The following is a 17,118-nucleotide window of genomic DNA, read 5'->3' on the forward strand; positions in this document are numbered from 1 at the left end:
TAATCACCATGTCTCAACAAGTTTTACGTGCCCGCGCAGAACAACAGTTTTCTCATGAATTAGATGCATTAAAAGCACATGACAATTTAATGAAGCCTCCACAATGGCAACTTTCGCCGAAAGCGGTCGTGGATTATTTATTAGGAACCACCTTGGCTGATGGTACGGTGATTTCACCTAAATATATTGGTAATCGACGTTTGATAGAAATTGCAGTCGCAACCTTGGCGACTGATCGTGCATTGTTATTATTAGGGGTGCCAGGTACGGCGAAATCATGGGTATCTGAACATTTGGCAGCTGCCATTTCGGGAAATAGTGCATTATTGATTCAAGGTACGGCTGGAACCAGCGAAGATACTTTGCGTTACAGCTGGAACTATGCCCAACTTTTGTCTAAAGGTCCGAGCGAAGATGCTTTGGTCAAAAGCCCTATGTTGCGTGCGATGCAAGAAGGTAAGATCGCCCGTGTAGAGGAGTTAACACGTATTCCTGCAGATGTCCAAGATACTTTAATCACTCTACTTTCTGAGAAAAATTTACCTGTTCCTGAGTTGGGGATTGAGTATCAAGCCATACAGGGTTTTAGTGTGATTGCCACTGCTAATAACCGTGACAAGGGGGTAAATGAGCTTTCTTCGGCATTAAAACGTCGTTTTAATACCGTTATTTTACCGCCACCGGCGACCATTGCAGAAGAAGTAGAAATTGTACAAAAGCGTGTTCAATCTTTAGGTCAAAGTTTACAACTTCCTGAGATTCAACCTTTAGATGCTCAAATTCAAAAACTAGTCACAATTTTTAGAGAATTACGATATGGTCAAACTTTGGATGGAAAACAAAAACTAAAAACCACTACGGGGACCTTATCAACTGCAGAAGCTATTTCAGTAATGAGTCACGGTTGGGTAATGGCTGGACATTTTGGCTCTGGTAATTTAACTGATCATGAATTAGCAGCAGGTCTACAAGGTGCTGTCTTAAAAGATCCTGTCCAAGATATTGTGCCTTGGAAAGAATATATTGAAACCGTGATTAAACAGCGTGAGGGTTGGCAAGATCTATATCGTGCTTGTCGTGACTTAGAATAATGCATGTTGAATAAATAGCTGGAAGAATAAGGATAAAAAGATGTTGCATATTCTCGGTATTCGTCATCATGGCCCTGGTTCCGCACGCAGCGTGTGTAATGCTTTGGCTTTAATTCAACCTGATTGTATTTTGATTGAAGGGCCTCCTGATGCGAATACAATTATCAGCCAATTGCAACATACTGATTTTAAACCACCTGTAGCGTTGCTGTTGAATACTCCTGTACAAAAAGAAGTGCGATCACAGGCGGTATTCTATCCTTTTGCTGAGTTTTCCCCAGAGTGGCAAGCCTTGCAATACGCGATACGGCATCACGTCGATGTAACGTTTATGGATCTTCCTGTGCAACATCGTTTTGCATTAGAAAAGCAATGGGCAGAGCAACATCTGGCGCAAGCTTCAGCAGATGAACAAGAACGAGTAGATGCTGATGTATTTGAGTTAAACACACAATTGCCAGATCAAACTGCGCAGAAGATGGAACAGCATTATCTTTCTATTCGCCAAGATCCGATCCAACTTTTGGCAGAACAGTCTGGGTATCAAGACAGTGAGCGTTTTTGGGAGCACCTAGTCGAATTACAGCCACATGCAGGACAAATGTTTGCTGCAATTACAGATGCAATGGCGGCTTTACGTGATTATTTGCAAACACAACAACCTGAAAACTATAGTAGTGAAGAGCAATTGCTTGAGCAATATCGTGAAGCCTATATGCGTAAAGTCATTAGACAAGCAGAGAAACAAGGCTATCAAAATATTGTGGTGATTTGTGGAGCTTGGCATGCACCTGTATTGGCGGATTTAAAGGCATACAATAAAATCGATACGGCATTGCTCAAAGCTTTGCCTAAAGTGAAGGTTGAGGCAGCGTGGATTGCGTGGACACATGGGCGTTTGAGCCGAGACAGTGGTTATGGCGCAGGCGTAAAAGCTGTGGGATGGTATACCCATTTATGGAAGCACTACCAACAAGCCTTGAATGGAGATGTGGATGGTGAAAAAATTACCATAGATTGGTTAAGTCAATTTGCACAAGCGTTACGCCAAGCAGGGCATGATGCTTCAAGTGCTCAGATTATTGATGCAGTGCAATTGATTCAATCTTTATTGCAATTACGTGGACGACGTATCCCTGATTTGGAAGATTTATTTGAGGCGATTCGCTCGGTCTTGAATCACGGACTAGATATTCCACAACCTATTTTATCTAAATTGCTTGAAGATGAACAGTTGGGGCAAGTGCCTGATGAATGGATTGAATTGCCAATTCAAAAAGACTTTTTACAGCAGGTGAAATATTTCCGTTTGAAGCTTGATGCGCCACATCGAGAAATTAGTCTGGATTTGCGTGAAAAATTCGATCTGGCAAAAAGCCAATTTTTACATTGCGTGAAATTATTAGGTCTTGCTTGGGCTGAGTTAACTGGAACAGGATCAAAGCAAGGCAACTTTAAAGAAATGTGGCAGTTGTCTTGGCAGCCTGAAAGTAGTTTATATCTGAATGAAATGTCATTGTGGGGCAATAGCATTCAGTTGGCGACACAAAGCTATTTAGAAAATCAGATTAGACAATGTGAAGATGTGGCACAGATTGCACAATTGATTGAAAGTATTTTATTGTCTGGACTAGATCAAAGTTTAAATCTGGCTTTGGATAAATTGAATGAACTCACTACTCAGCATCAAGATCCAAGTATTATTTTAGCTACTTTAAAACCCCTGATTGCTGCCATTCGTTATGGCAGTGTTCGTCAGTTTTCAATGCAGCATTTACTTCAAGTAGTAGAACATTTAGCAATTCGGTTGATGTTAAGTTTACCGAGTTATTGTGTACAGTTGAATGCTGAAATGGCACAGCAGTTTGCTCAACAACTACAAACTCTATATGAGCTTTTAGAACAATTACAACAAGATGAATTGTTGCAGCTTTGGCAAGATACCTTGTATCAGTTATTGCAATTACAACAGATGCAAGGCTATTTGCATGGTTGCTGTGTACGTTTAGCACGAGAACAACAGTTAATTGAGGTCGAGCAAACACAAGGATTTTTGTCTCGTGCTTTATCGATTGGGCAAACTGCAGACTATAGTGCAGCATGGTTTGAAGGCTTTTTGACACATCAAGCGTTGTTATTGATTCATGAGCAAAGCCTTTGGGATACGGTAAGCCAATGGGTTAACCAATTACAAGAGCAGCAATTTATTGAATTGTTGCCAATTCTAGCAAGAACGGCCTCAAGTTTTAGTCCAGCTGAAGCGCAGCAGTTGATTCAGAAAGTGACTCAAAAATCGACCTTCGTCAAACAAGATATTAATAGCTTAGATATTGTACGCGCTCAAACCGTGTTGAATGAAATTTATGCGTATTTACAGCCTGTGGCTGTAGAAGGGTAAGTGACGATATGAATGAAGAGATGATTTCTTTAGCGCAGCAAGAGCTCGCTGAACAGGAACGACGTTGGCGTTTGATTTTAGGGCAAGCCCCAAATCCGACGACGCATTTACCCAATTGGTCGGTACAAGATAGCAAAATGCAAGCATGCCTGAATGAGCTCTATCAGACACAACAGCCCAATCGTCGTGGTGGTTTGGGGCATTCTAGTCCTAGAGTGGCACAATGGTTGGGTGATATTCGCCAGTATTTCCCATCTTCTGTGGTGAAAGTCATTCAAAAAGATGCTTTAGAACGTTTGAATCTACAACAAATGTTATTAGAACCTGAATTGTTGGCGAGTGTAGAAGTCGATATTCATTTGGTTTCAACTTTGATTTCACTCAATCATTTAATGCCTGAAAAAACCAAAGAAACTGCACGTATTGTGGTACGCCAGTTAGTGGAACAGTTGGAAAACCGTTTAAAACAGCCATTACAGCAAGCGATTCGAGGGAGTATCAATCGTTCAGCGCATACACGCCGCCCTAAACGCATGCAAGATATTAATTGGCAACGAACCATTCAAGCCAATCTCAAGCATTGGCAAGAAGATTTTAAAACGATTATTCCACATGAGTTACATGGGCATCCGCGTCAACAAACCGCTTTAAAAGACATTGTACTGTGTGTTGATCAAAGTGGTTCGATGGCACCTTCAGTGATCTATTCCAGTGTCTTTGCTGCCGTTATGGCCAGTATTCGCGCAGTTAATACCCAAATGATTGTATTTGATACTGAATTAGCTGATTTAACCCCTTTACTAGAAGATCCTGTCGATGTGTTATTTGGCACGCAGTTGGGTGGGGGAACAGATATTGCCAAAGCGATTAAATATTGCCGTAGTAAAATTACCCGCCCAGAACAGACTATATTTATTCTAATCAGTGATTTGTGTGAAGGTGGAGATGCTAAGCAAATGCTCAAACAAGTTGCTGAAATGTTAGAGAGTGGCGTGCAGGTAATTACGCTACTGGCATTGTCTGATGATGGTGCACCTTGGTACGATACTCAACATGCACAGATCTTTGCTGATATGGGTATCCCAACTTTTGCCTGTACTCCAGATCAATTTCCTGAGTTAATGGCAACTGCAATTGAAAAACGAGATATTCATGCATGGTATGCAAGCCTGAAAATCTGACATAATAGAAACTGAGGATTACGTTACGGTATACAAGTCGAAACGTGTAAGTTGATTGAGGGTGTTTCTTTGCTGAAAATTATTTTGATCGTGGTGGTAATTTTAAGTTTAGCTTTATTGTTGTTTTTATTGTATCAAAGCCAAAAAATGTTGCGTCATGTACAGCAGCAACAGGCCTTAGAAAATAAAAAACATGGTAAAGCTCGCCAGTTACATCCAAAGCTACAGCAGCATAAAAAACCTCAGGATTAACTGAGGTTTTTTATTGCAATAGCTTTATGGGCACCAAATTCAAATCGATCAGGCCAGTTGCAGACATCGGAAACGATACATTCGCCACACTTCGGTTTACGTGCAATACAGCAATAACGCCCATGCAAGATTAACCAGTGATGCGCATCAATAATAAATTCTTTCGGAATCACTTTAATTAACCGGTCTTCTACTTCTAGAACATTTTTTCCAACCGCAAGTCCGGTACGATTACCCACACGGAAAATATGAGTATCGACTGCCATGGTTGGTTGACCAAAGGCGGTATTGAGTACCACATTCGCCGTTTTACGCCCAACACCAGGGAGGGCTTCCAGCTCTTTACGTGTTTCTGGAATTTGACCTTGATATTGATCGACCAAGATTCGACAGGTTTTAATCACGTTTTCAGCTTTAGAATTATATAAGCCAATGGTCTTGATATATGATTTTAAGCCATCAATTCCGAGGTCTAAAATGGCTTGAGCTGTATTGGCAACAGGATAGAGTTTATCTGTGGCTTTATTCACACTGACATCGGTTGCTTGAGCAGAAAGCAACACAGCAATCAGGAGTTCAAAAGGAGAAGAGTAGTTCAGCTCAGTCTGAGGGTTCGGTCTTTGTTCACGCAAACGTTCAAAAAAAGTCTGAATCTGCTTTTTGGTCATATTCTTTACGGGCATTTAGATGTCCTGCAATTCATTTAAACGTTGTTGTAAAGTAAGTAACTGTGCTTGTTTGGATTCATCCGCACGGACGCTAAGCTGCTTTTCGAGCTTTTTGATTTGCGTGCGTAGCTTGGCAAGCTCAATCGTGGTTTTAGCATCCAGTGTGGGACTGTCTTTGGGTTTGTCTACGAGTTTAATCACGGGCACATTGTTTTGTGATTGTGAAAACTGAGCAAAGAACTCCACATCAATTTCAGCGCGTACAATGGGCCCTTTGCGACTTAAGCGACGTTTTTCTTCACGTTGAATATGGGCGTAATAGCGATGTCTTAAATCATCCTGTTCAGCCGTACGTTGCGCTGTTGTTGGTAAAGGTCGCATATCTTCAACCAGATCAATACAATCGACAGGGCAAGGTGGAATACATAATTCACAACCGGTACACAAGTCAGTCAAAATGCTGTGCATTAATTTGCCACTGCCAATAATCGCATCGACGGGGCAGGCACTAATACATTTGGTACAGCCAATACATTCATCTTCGCGAATCACTGCTTTGATACGTTGCGGTCGACCGTCGAGTTGAATCTCCCAAACACTGCTTTCGGCAGTCAGTTGTGGTCGATTTAATAAAGCTGCCAATGCATCGGCAACAGGTTGTCCGCCAGGCACACATTTATTTGCTTCTTCACCTTCTGCAATGGATTTTGCATAAGGTAAGCAGCCGTCACGATGCCCGCATAAACCACATTGCGTCTGTGGTAAGAGTTGGTCGATTTGGACAATAAGCGCGTGTTGTGCAGTTGGGGACATGTATCGAGAGTGAAGCAAAAAACAGGGAGCTTAGTATAGCAAATAAAGCTTTAACACGGCGAAGCAATCTAAAAAGATGTCAATTACTTGGGTATTTTAATGCTTAAAAATGGTGCTAATGATGAAATTTTTTAGTGCATTTTTGTCTATAAATTAGACTGTTCCTCTTCTTTGTAATGAAGTTCTGCGATTCATTGATATGCTTTTACTTGTATTTATTATATAAATAACGAACATTTTTTGATTTAAGATCATGATTTTAATTGATAAAAAGAGTTAAGCATAAAAATAATATTGTGATGAAATAGTAATCTGTATTTAATAGATGCAAAATTCTATTTTGGTGCATTTTTCGCACCAAGATAAACCATAGACGGGGGTGAATGTTGAAATACGATAGCTTAAATGACTTTCTGGATTATGTTAAAGCTAGAGATCCATATCAACCTGAATTTTTACAAGCAGTCGAAGAAGTGATGACCAGCTTGTGGCCATTCATTCAGAAGAATCCTAAATATGCACAATATGGTTTGTTAGAGCGATTGGTTGAACCTGAGCGCGCTATTCAGTTCCGTGTCTCATGGATGGATGATCAGGGGCAAACCCATGTCAATCGTGGTTTCCGTGTCCAATACAATTCAGCGATTGGCCCCTATAAAGGAGGAATGCGCTTCCATCCTTCAGTGAATTTATCTATTTTAAAATTTTTAGGGTTTGAACAAACCTTTAAAAACTCGTTAACGACTTTACCGATGGGTGGAGGCAAAGGCGGTTCAGATTTTGATCCTAAAGGGAAGTCTGAAGCAGAAATCATGCGGTTTTGCCAAGCATTGATGCTGGAGTTGTATCGTCATCTTGGTTCAAATACGGATATTCCTGCTGGAGATATTGGTGTCGGTGGTCGTGAAGTTGGCTATATGACGGGGATGATGAAGAAGTTAAGTAACGACACATCATGCGTATTTACTGGCAAGGGTATTTCATTTGGCGGGTCACTGGCTCGCCCTGAAGCAACAGGTTACGGTACGGTATATTTTGCAGAAGAAATGCTGAAAACCCGTGGCGATAGCTTTGCCAATAAAACCGTATCGATTTCAGGTTCGGGTAATGTTGCACAATATGCAGCAGAAAAGGCCATGTTCTTAGGCGCTAAAGTGGTAACCTTATCGGATTCGAACGGCACGGTTTATTTAAAGAATGGTTTTAGCAAAGCCTTGCTTGATGAAGTGATGGAACTGAAAAACATCAAGCGTGGTCGTATGTCAGAATTCGCATCAAAGCATGGTTTTGAATATTTTGAAGGACAAACACCATGGCATATTCCGGTTGATATCGCACTACCTTGCGCAACGCAAAATGAGCTCAATGCCGAAGATGCAGTAACGCTATTGGCGAATGGGGTGATTTGCGTAGCTGAAGGCGCAAATATGCCATCCACGCTTGATGCGGTTGAAAAATTTATTGCAGCAAAAATTCTGTATGCGCCAGGTAAAGCATCGAATGCAGGTGGCGTAGCAACCTCTGGTCTGGAAATGTCGCAGAATGCCAATCGCTTGGGTTGGTCTTTTGAACAGGTGGATGAACGCTTACATGCGATTATGAAAGAGATTCATCGTAACTGTGTTAAATACGGTACTCAGGAAGATGGTACGATCAATTATGTTGATGGAGCGAATATTGCGGGTTTTGTAAAAGTTGCCGATGCCATTCTCGCGCAGGGTATTTATTAAAAATCTCCCTTAAACCCTCTGTATTAAAGAGGGGTTGCCATAAAAAAATCCGATGTCAAAGCATCGGATTTTTTTATTTCTACAATGAAATTATGGTTTTTTCACAATCTCTTGCTCAACAACCATATCGAGTACGTCTGCAATGCTTGATTGGTCAGCAGCAGGGTTTTTAATGTCAAAACGTTTAACACGTACAATCACACGTTGTTGTGGGTTGTGCTCAAAACCTTCGATTTGACCATAGTACAATGACCAGTTTTTATCTGCGTAAGTTTTTAAGCCTTTGTCATCGTATTTGATTTCACGAACTTGCATACAGGTTTGTGGTGCAACACCTGTGCATGATTTAGTTTCTGGCGAAATTTCTAAGAAAACAGTTTTACCTTCAGACTGGTATTTTGCTTCAGGTGTCATTTTACCAACGAAAGTATATTTTTGACCTTTGGCATCAGCAAGTACTAAAGTCGGTTGCTCTAGGTTAGTTGCATTCACTTCAAACGCGATTTGACGTTTTTGTAGAAGCTCACCTGCAAACTGTTCTTGTTTCATTAAGGCTGGTTCACATGCCATTAATGTTGATGCACCATCACCTGTCGCGATCAAACCATTTTCAATTTTCCATGAGGTATTTAAGCGGTTACAACCTGTGTCTACAGATAAACGATCGTTGCCCAAGAAGCTTAATACGATAGGACGTTTGGTATCAGCAGGTTGATATGACCAAGTGTAGTTGGTTAACACGTTGCTATTTGTCACTTTTGCACCTGTAAATACATGTTTTTGACCTTTGCTATCCGTCACAGTCAAGATGGCTTGACCATTTACTGTGCTGATTTCAAATGGTACTTTTTTCTCGCTGAAGATGTCAGCAGATAAGCGTTCTTGCTGCATTAAATCATCAGCACAAGCCATCATGGTCGATACAAGCGGAGAAGTTACAATCTTGTTGCCTTCAACTGCCCAAGTACCACCTTGGTTGTTACAGCCAGTTTGGATTGCAAGTTTTTGGTCAGCGTTAAAAGATAAAACTAAAGGCTTAGATGCCTTTGAACCTTGGTAAGTCCAATTATATTCAGTTAAGTTTTTTGCAGCAGTTGTATTAATTTGAGAAATTACATTATCAGTCACATTTTGCACAGTTTGGCACGCCATTAAAGAAAGCGGAAGTAATGCAAGAACTAAATATTTGATTTTCATATTCAAAACAACGATAAATAAATAACAGACATAAGCTTAAAGTATTCTTAAAAAGAGAACATGGTAACCGTTTAGGAATTAAGTTCGTTAAATGTTTCTATTTGTAAAATTTTTGAAAAATATAGTAGATTTATAGGCTTGGCGTTATTTTGCGCAAGCCTATTTTATTATTCTGTGATGCAGTTGGTTATTTAATCAAACCGATAAATATCCATCCCCAAAGAACCCATCGAGAAGCTGCTATGTACGATATTGAAACGATGGCCTGTACCCATCGCAAAGAAGAGCGGTGCAAGATGCTCAAGGCTCGGGTGATTACGCTCAATATAAGGTAAAGATGGCCAATCTAGTACCGCATCATAGTCTTGATGACTGAGTTTGCTGACAATGGTATTGCGAAAAGTACTGGCCCATGCGGGTACATCGGCATTGGCTTGCCATGATAGTTCCGCAAGGTTATGGGTGATACTCCCAGAACCGATCAGTAAAATTTGCTGCTCACGTAATGGGGCGAGCACTTTTCCGATCTCGTAGATACCATCTGCATTCATTTGCGTTGGTAATGAAATTTCAATCACTGGAATATCTGCATCTGGATACATGTGTAATAGTGGCATCCAAACGCCATGATCCCGAGGGCGGGTACTATTGGCATGTGCTGAAATACCAGCTTCGGCGAATAAAGTTAATATTTCTTCTGCCAGTTTTGGTGCACCTGGTGCAGGGTAGCGGATATTGTAGAGTTCAGGAGGGAAACCACGGAAGTCATGCCAAGTTTCTGGGCGTGTTGAGGTATTCACTTCTAAGGCTTGGCTTTCCCAATGCGCTGACATGACGATAATTGCTTGAGGTTTAGGTAAGTTGCTACTCAGGCGATACAGTGCAGGACCCACTTGTTCTGGATCAAGTGCCAACATGGGCGAACCATGAGAAATAAATAATCCGGGTAAAGTTTGTAAGTCCATAAATAAACACCTGAAAGGGAATACACTGTTATCCTGACAAATTCAGTACCGCAATGATAGCCCTTAAAATTCAACATATTGTTCTATAATCAGAACGATTTTAAGCTCGATGATAAGGGTGATTATGATTGATGCTCATTGCACGATACAATTGTTCAATTAAAAGAATACGAACCATTGGATGTGGCATGGTGAGCTTTGACAGTGACCAGTGCCAAGCAGCAGCTTTACGCACCGCTTCGGAATGCCCATCAGGCCCTCCAATCGCAAGAGCAATATCATTGCCTTCGAGCATCCATTGTTTCATGGTGTCGGCTAATTTCTCCGTACTCAGCTCACGACCACCCACCTCTAGAGCGATTAAAGTCTCATTGGGTTTGAGTGCATTTAAAATGCTGTCACCCTCAATTTGGCAGTATTTTAAAATATCGGCCTCAGAGTCATTTTTGCCACGCTTTGCCATTGGAAGTTCAATCACCTGAGTCTGTACAAAGGGTTGGATACGTTTGAAATAATCTTCAAAACCAGTTAGCACCCAAGCCGGCATTTTTTGACCAATGGTAAGAATGCGAATTTTCATAAGCGTGTTTGATTAAAGAAATGACCACTATTATAAACACTGTTATAGGTTCATGGAGGAACAGCATAATTTATCTAGTCAGAAAAAATACAAAAAGTAGCGCCCACCACACATAAAAAACGCAGCTCAAAATGCGTATGAGCTGCGATCAAAGTGCCATCCGTCTGGAGTTCGGATGACGCTAAAATGAGTTCAGAGTCAAATTTAGCCTTTGTTTTTATCGACTCTATTTTATTATGCAAGATATTGGTTATTTTTCAACCGTATTATGTAACAAAAAAAGAGAGCCGAAGCTCTCTTTTATGTCCAATCATTTACTGATTAGTGACGTGCTGCTTTTGCATCTTCGACTGGTTTTACAATCGGTGTCTTTGGCAAAGGCTTTGGTGTATCTGTCAGTGCTAAAGGTAGAATTTCATCAATGCTTTTCACTGCTTTGATTTCTAATCCTTCTTTTACATTGTCAGGAATCTCAGCCAAATCACGCACGTTATCTTGTGGAATAAACACCAGTTTGATTCCACCGCGGTGAGCTGCAAGAAGTTTCTCTTTTAAGCCACCAATACGCATCGCGCGACCACCAAGACTCGTTTCACCAGTCATGGCAATGTCTGGACGAATCGGAATACCTGTAAATGCCGATACAAGGGCAGTGGTCAGTGCTAAACCAGCAGATGGACCATCTTTTGGTGTTGCACCTTCAGGTAAGTGAACGTGGACATCTGTTTCTTCGAAACGAGATGATTCAATTCCCAATTCATCGGCACGGGTACGAACGACAGTCATCGCAGCGGTGATCGATTCTTTCATTACATCACCGAGTGAACCCGTGGTAATGAATTTACCTTTACCTTTTACTGCTGCAACTTCGATAGTGAGTAACTCACCACCTACTGAGGTCCAAGCCAAGCCATTGACACGACCTACTTGTGCTTCATCTTCTGCAATACCAAAGTCAAATTTATGTGGACCTAAGTATTCAGGAAGATTGGCAGAAGTGACGTCAATCTGTAAGTTTTTAGACTTTTTGCTGACCGCCTCTTTTACGACTTTACGGGCAATTTTAGAGACTTCACGTTCTAAGCTACGAACACCGGCTTCACGTGTATAACGTTGTACGATGTCGCGAATTGCTTCTTCATGAACGGTCAGCTCTTTTGTACGTAGACCATTGTTCTTAATTGCTTTTGGAACAAGGTAGCGTTCAGCAATATTCACTTTTTCATCTTCGGTATAACCCGGTAGACGAATCACTTCCATACGATCCAGTAAGGCTTCAGGAATATTCATACTGTTCGCTGTACAGATGAACATGACTTCTGAAAGGTCAAGATCAAGATCTAAATAATGGTCATTGAACTTACTGTTTTGTGATGGATCAAGGACTTCAAGCAATGCAGAAGCTGGATCACCACGGTAGTCTTGTGCCATCTTGTCGATTTCGTCGAGCAAGAACAATGGGTTCTTCACCCCAACTTTCGTCAATGATTGCACGATTTTACCTGGCATCGCACCAATATAGGTACGACGGTGACCGCGGATTTCTGCTTCGTCGCGAACACCACCCAGTGCCATACGGACAAACTCACGACCTGTTGCTTTGGCAACTGATTCACCCAGAGATGTCTTACCAACACCTGGAGGGCCGACTAAACATAGGATCGGACCTTTGAGTTTTTTAACACGAGACTGGACTGCCAAGTATTCTACAATACGATCTTTAACGTCATCTAAGCCGTAATGATCTGTATCCAGAATTTCTTGTGCTTTGGCAAGGTTAATACTAACTTTGCTCGCCTTATTCCAAGGCGTATCTAAAATCACTTCTAGATAGTTACGAACCACAGCAGCTTCACTAGATGCTGGTTGCATTGCCTTAAGCTTTCGGAATTCTGCTTCAGCTTTTTTGCGTACGTGTTCAGGTAAATCTGCTTCTGCAAGACGTTTTTCGATTTCGGCAACGTCATCTTCAGCACCGCCATTCATGTCGGAAAGTTCACGTTGAATGACTTTCATTTTTTCATTTAGAAAGTATTCACGTTGGTTCTTTTCCATTTGACGTTTTACGCTGTCATGCAGAGTCTGTTCAATTTGCTGTTCAGCAGATTGATTCATCAAATAGCTCATTAACTCTTGCAAATGATCTTCAAATTCGTCGTGCTCTAAAAACTTTTGTTTCACTTCAATATTTAAAGGCACACGAGTTGCAACGAAGAACATCAATTGCAATAAGTCTTCGATTTTATTTGCTGCTGCAACGAGTTCACGTGCATTACGTAGTTTCGCTTCTGCATACTGAGCGAATAGAGTACGTAATTCATTTAAGCGAGTCTCTTGGGTCTCTTGGTCCAAAGGCAATGTCATTGGGCTTAAATGATGTTCAGCTGTTAAGTATTCTTCGCCATCAATAATGCGTTCAAGCTTAGAACGATGTAGGCCTTCAATCAGTACTTTGATACAGTTTTCATCATTTTCATGATTCACAACTTGTACGATTTTAGCCACAGTTCCATATTGATAGAGGTTGTCGTGATCAATTTCTTCTGTGAGCGAATCTTTTTGCGCAACTACAAATACTAAATTGTCACTGTTACGAGCCACATCCACTGCATTGATCGATTTTTCACGACCCACGAATAGCGCGATTTGCATGTGTGGATAAACCACAACATCACGTAACGCTAATAGTGGTAATACACTTGGAACCTGTGGCTCTAAGCTTGTTTCATTATTTAAAATATATTCAGACATGGGCACTCCTAATGAGTGACAACGGTGTTGCCATGTTTTTATAGTGATGTGCATTTAAAAAAATACAAGGGGTTGGGGAGAGAAAATATAAAAAAAAGACTAAATTACTCAAGATTCATTGCGGAAATAAGAAAAATAACTTGCTAAGAGCTGAAATAATAAAACTTTTTAGGGCTTAGTAATCCGTGTAAAGGTTGATCCCATGTTTGTCTTAGTAGTGGACCATCCACATATTGAAAGGCATGGGCAAGACCGAGACGATAGGGATAGTGTTTGGCTGTTGATAAAGTCCGATCATAATAACCGCCGCCCATACCGATGCGCGTTCCTAAATGATCACAGGCCAATAACGGCATAATGAGTAGCTCTAAATGCGAGACATGTTTTCCTCGACTTGCCATCGGTTCTTTCATCCCGAGTGGGTGGTGGGAAAAACGTCTATTTAGGTATTGGTTCGAACTTACTCTTACCCAAACTAAATTCTGATTCATATTGCAAATCATCGGTAAAAACACTTGTTTTTTTTGCTGAAAACAAAGTTTTATCAATTTATCAGTATGTATCTCTCCAAAGGCATGTAAATAAAGTCCAACTCTTGATGCAGCTTTAAATTTAGGTAATCGTCTAAGTAGACGCAGAACTTGTTGTTCAGCCTGTTTTTGTTGGTAATGTGAAAGTTGCCTTCTTTCTGAGCGAAGTTGTTTTCTTAATGAGTTTAATGTATGGCTCATAAGGATAAAAAAACTAGTTTTGATAAAACAATCATACTTGATTTATGTCGTAAATTCTAAAAGCAAAGATCCTGTTATTTATAAGTAAAATTTCAAACTCATAGCATTATTTGTATTTTTTCTAATAAATAAGAATTCAATAATTTATTCCAATAATTAAAGGGAATTTTAGATATTGAATATTATTTCGCTATAGATTATAGAGTTATTATTCTATTTTTCACGTTCTTTATAAAATAAAACAAAATGAAAACAAAATAAAACATTTTTGGTTTTTTGTGATTTAAATCATGTATTTGATTAATAAGTTTTTTTGTAAATATGAGAAATATGTCTCATATTTTTAATCTCAATATTTACAGAATCTTTACCAATTTACTCGATTTTATTAGCATCCGCGACTCTTTTTTGGCACCGAAACTAAAAATGCTGATTGGCATTTTTAGACCATCAATAACTGTAGTAATGATCTGAGAATTTTTATGAATAAAGTCTATAAAGTGGTTTGGAATGCATCAATTGGCGCATGGGTTGCAACATCTGAACTGGCAAAAAGTAAAACAAAAACCAAATCAAAAGTTCTTAATTTATCTGCTGTAGTTTTAGTTGGAGCCGTTTCGTTCTCTTCAAATGCTCTTGCAGGGACGGTAGTGGGAAATGGGAATAGTACTCCGAGCAAGTGTAATAATTCTGGTTCTGTCATTGTTGGTGGTGGAAATACCCAATCTTGTGCCAATAGCGACTTTGCAATTGCTGTGGGTAATGATGTGCAATCTACAGGTCGAGGCTCGATTGCGATTGGGAGTGGTTCTCGAGCTGAATCTAGACAACCAAATCTTGATGGAAAAGGGGCAATTGCGATTGGTAATGATGCCATTGCTTATGGCGATAACTCAGTTGCAATTGGTGGGCAAGCAAGTACAACAGAAGACTTTACGGTTTCATTTGGACATAAGAAAGGTGATCCTAAATATTATCAAGGTAAAGAACAAGGTACTTGGGCTGACGATAGATTTTTGAGAATCACCAATATTGCAGAAGGCGTTAAAGATAATGATGCCGTTAATGTTTCACAGCTCAAGACTGCTGTAGCAGAAGCGAAAACGCATTATGTAAGCATTAATGATAATGGGACAAAAGGCGGCAATTATGAGAATGATGGCGCTAAGGGGCGTAACTCAATTGCTGTTGGTGTAGATGCAGTTACAGCGGGTTATGATGCTGTTGCTGTTGGTTCACAGGCAAAGGGTGCAGGCGTTGGTGCAATTGCTGTGGGAAGTGCGAGTGAAACCGTCGGTAGTGGTGATGTCGCGATTGGACGGAATGCCTCAACTAAAGGTGCTGTTGGAGCGGCTTCTGGCTATAGTAATCAATCAATTGCAATTGGTGACCAAACCAAAGCAATCGGTGATCAATCCATTGCGATTGGTGCGGATGTTATTGCGAGAGGAAATTCTTCAGTCGCAATTGGTGGTGATGATGTTGACAAAATTGCCCGTGATGCTGAATTAAGTCAAAAATATACTGAGATCACAGGCGGAAAATTACAAGCTGGAAAGTATCCAACCACCGAAGCGAATCACGGCTCAACTGCAGTTGGTGTACAGGCTGTTGGTTCAGGTGCATTTGCATCGTCTTTTGGTATGACTTCTAAAGCGACAGGTGATGCTTCATCTGCATTTGGTGTGATGTCAAATGCCGCAGGTAAAGGTGCTTCAGCATTTGGCGCCGTTGCGCAAGCAACAGGTGATGGTGCATCGGCAATGGGTATTAACTCACTTGCTTCTGGAAATAATTCAACTGCAATAGGTTCTGGTAATAAACCAGGTGAAGGTGCGACTGCAACGGGTAATGGGGCTGCCGCTGTAGGTAGTAATGCCAAAGCAACTGGGGATAGTTCTGCTGCGATTGGTAAAGGTGCTGAAGCAAGTAATGAAAATGCTGCTGCAGTTGGTGGTGGTGCGAAGGCAACAGGTAAAAACTCTGCTGCGATTGGTGGTGGCGCAATTGCTGATCAAGAAAATGCGGTTGCAGTTGGCCAAGGTGCACAATCAATGGTTGTTGGTGGTGTTGCTTTAGGTGCTCGTAGCCGTGTCGAAGCTGAAAATAGTGTTGCATTGGGTCAGGATGCGGTTGCAACTGAAGCAACAGGCAACTCTTTCTTAACGAATCGTGATGCATCTATGTCGAATGGTGTCGTGTCAGTCGGTTCTGTCGGTAAAGAACGCCGTATTACCAATGTTGAAGATGGTTCTGCTGATTCAGATGCAGTGACCGTACGTCAGCTTAAAAATGTTGATAGTCGTGTGAATCAAAACACGCAAAATATTAGTAACTTAGATCAAAAAATTGATAATACTAAAACTGATTTGGGCAACCAGATTGCAGATACCAACAATAATTTGAATGATGCCAAGAAAGACTTAGGTAACCAAATCACGGACACCAATAACAAGTTAAATGACACTAAAGATCAGTTAACAACTCAGATTACAGATACCAAGACTGAGTTAAACAATACGATCAATAACACGAAAACAGAACTCAATACCAAGATTGATAACACAAAGACTGAGTTGGAAAACAAAGGTCTAAACTTTGCAGGCAATGCAGGTGCTGATGTTCATCGTAAGTTGGGTGATAAGTTAAACATCGTGGGTGGTGCTGATGCTGCAACATCGGAAGACCAGACCAGCGGTGAGAATGTGATTACGCGTACCACTAAAGATGGTATCAAGATCGAGTTGTTAAAAGATGCGAA

General features: G+C 40.7%; 13 protein-coding genes. 6 read left to right on the forward strand and 7 right to left on the reverse strand.

What is annotated here, in order from left to right:
- Positions 1–8: 8 nt before the first annotated feature.
- From F957_RS14985 to F957_RS14970, 4 genes are all read left to right on the forward strand, one after another.
- Complete coding sequence (locus F957_RS14985) at positions 9–1,091, forward strand: ATP-binding protein (RefSeq protein ID WP_016541314.1); 1,083 nt, start codon at positions 9–11, stop codon at positions 1,089–1,091.
- A gap of 40 nt (positions 1,092–1,131) precedes the next feature.
- The gene (locus tag F957_RS14980) at positions 1,132–3,489 is read left to right on the forward strand and encodes a DUF5682 family protein (protein ID WP_016541315.1); all 2,358 of its coding nucleotides are present in this window, start codon (positions 1,132–1,134) and stop codon (positions 3,487–3,489) included.
- An 8-nt stretch (positions 3,490–3,497) separates the two neighbouring features.
- Positions 3,498–4,670, forward strand: a complete 1,173-nt coding sequence (locus F957_RS14975) for a VWA domain-containing protein (protein WP_016541316.1) — start codon at positions 3,498–3,500, stop codon at positions 4,668–4,670.
- A gap of 69 nt (positions 4,671–4,739) precedes the next feature.
- Complete coding sequence (locus tag F957_RS14970) at positions 4,740–4,922, forward strand: hypothetical protein (RefSeq protein WP_016541317.1); 183 nt, start codon at positions 4,740–4,742, stop codon at positions 4,920–4,922.
- Here the strand turns inward: F957_RS14970 and nth are convergent.
- Positions 4,919–5,605 carry an endonuclease III gene (gene nth, locus F957_RS14965; RefSeq protein WP_016541318.1) on the reverse strand — a complete coding sequence of 229 codons (687 nt, stop codon included), beginning with the start codon at positions 5,603–5,605 and terminating at the stop codon, positions 4,919–4,921. The genes F957_RS14970 and nth overlap by 4 nt on opposite strands.
- Entirely contained in the window at positions 5,606–6,421 is an 816-nt protein-coding gene (locus tag F957_RS14960) for an RnfABCDGE type electron transport complex subunit B (protein WP_265596990.1), read from the reverse strand.
- A 365-nt stretch (positions 6,422–6,786) separates the two neighbouring features.
- Here F957_RS14960 and gdhA point away from each other — a divergent pair, with 365 nt between their 5' ends.
- The gene (gdhA, locus tag F957_RS14955) at positions 6,787–8,133 is read left to right on the forward strand and encodes an NADP-specific glutamate dehydrogenase (RefSeq protein ID WP_016541320.1); all 1,347 of its coding nucleotides are present in this window, start codon (positions 6,787–6,789) and stop codon (positions 8,131–8,133) included.
- A gap of 90 nt (positions 8,134–8,223) precedes the next feature.
- Here the strand turns inward: gdhA and F957_RS14950 are convergent, their stop codons facing one another.
- The 5 genes from F957_RS14950 to F957_RS14930 all read right to left on the reverse strand — a co-directional run bounded on the left by F957_RS14950 (position 8,224) and on the right by F957_RS14930 (position 14,357).
- On the reverse strand, positions 8,224–9,330 hold the full coding sequence (locus F957_RS14950) for an META and DUF4377 domain-containing protein (RefSeq protein ID WP_016541321.1): 1,107 nt from the start codon (positions 9,328–9,330) through the stop codon (positions 8,224–8,226).
- Between the two features lie 191 nt (positions 9,331–9,521).
- Positions 9,522–10,295, reverse strand: coding sequence for a DODA-type extradiol aromatic ring-opening family dioxygenase (locus F957_RS14945; RefSeq protein ID WP_016541322.1), 774 nt, complete (start codon positions 10,293–10,295; stop codon positions 9,522–9,524).
- A gap of 100 nt (positions 10,296–10,395) precedes the next feature.
- On the reverse strand, positions 10,396–10,875 hold the full coding sequence (rlmH, locus tag F957_RS14940; RefSeq protein WP_016541323.1) for a 23S rRNA (pseudouridine(1915)-N(3))-methyltransferase RlmH: 480 nt from the start codon (positions 10,873–10,875) through the stop codon (positions 10,396–10,398).
- Positions 10,876–11,196: 321 nt separating this feature from the next.
- The gene (gene lon, locus F957_RS14935) at positions 11,197–13,626 is read right to left on the reverse strand and encodes an endopeptidase La (RefSeq protein WP_016541324.1); all 2,430 of its coding nucleotides are present in this window, start codon (positions 13,624–13,626) and stop codon (positions 11,197–11,199) included.
- A gap of 143 nt (positions 13,627–13,769) precedes the next feature.
- Entirely contained in the window at positions 13,770–14,357 is a 588-nt protein-coding gene (locus F957_RS14930; protein ID WP_016541325.1) for a 5-formyltetrahydrofolate cyclo-ligase, read from the reverse strand.
- Positions 14,358–14,839: 482 nt separating this feature from the next.
- On the opposite strand from F957_RS14930, the gene F957_RS14925 reads away from it, so the two are divergent.
- Positions 14,840–17,118: ESPR-type extended signal peptide-containing protein (locus F957_RS14925; RefSeq protein WP_016660220.1), on the forward strand; the 2,279-nt coding region annotated here is incomplete at its 3' end.

This window comes from Acinetobacter gyllenbergii CIP 110306 = MTCC 11365 (assembly GCF_000413855.1).
In the GTDB taxonomy this organism is placed as follows: Bacteria; Pseudomonadota; Gammaproteobacteria; order Pseudomonadales; family Moraxellaceae; genus Acinetobacter; species Acinetobacter gyllenbergii.

Excerpts from the sequence above, each read along its gene's own strand:
- F957_RS14985 (WP_016541314.1), top strand. The coding sequence starts at position 9 with ATGTCTCAACAAGTTTTACGTGCCCGCGCAGAACAACAGTTTTCTCAT.
- F957_RS14980 (WP_016541315.1), top strand. The coding sequence starts at position 1,132 with ATGTTGCATATTCTCGGTATTCGTCATCATGGCCCTGGTTCCGCACGC.
- F957_RS14975 (WP_016541316.1), top strand. The coding sequence starts at position 3,498 with ATGAATGAAGAGATGATTTCTTTAGCGCAGCAAGAGCTCGCTGAACAG.
- nth (WP_016541318.1), bottom strand. The coding sequence starts at position 5,605 with ATGCCCGTAAAGAATATGACCAAAAAGCAGATTCAGACTTTTTTTGAA.
- gdhA (WP_016541320.1), top strand. The coding sequence starts at position 6,787 with ATGTTGAAATACGATAGCTTAAATGACTTTCTGGATTATGTTAAAGCT.
- F957_RS14950 (WP_016541321.1), bottom strand. The coding sequence starts at position 9,330 with ATGAAAATCAAATATTTAGTTCTTGCATTACTTCCGCTTTCTTTAATG.
- F957_RS14945 (WP_016541322.1), bottom strand. The coding sequence starts at position 10,295 with ATGGACTTACAAACTTTACCCGGATTATTTATTTCTCATGGTTCGCCC.
- rlmH (WP_016541323.1), bottom strand. The coding sequence starts at position 10,875 with ATGAAAATTCGCATTCTTACCATTGGTCAAAAAATGCCGGCTTGGGTG.
- lon (WP_016541324.1), bottom strand. The coding sequence starts at position 13,626 with ATGTCTGAATATATTTTAAATAATGAAACAAGCTTAGAGCCACAGGTT.
- F957_RS14930 (WP_016541325.1), bottom strand. The coding sequence starts at position 14,357 with ATGAGCCATACATTAAACTCATTAAGAAAACAACTTCGCTCAGAAAGA.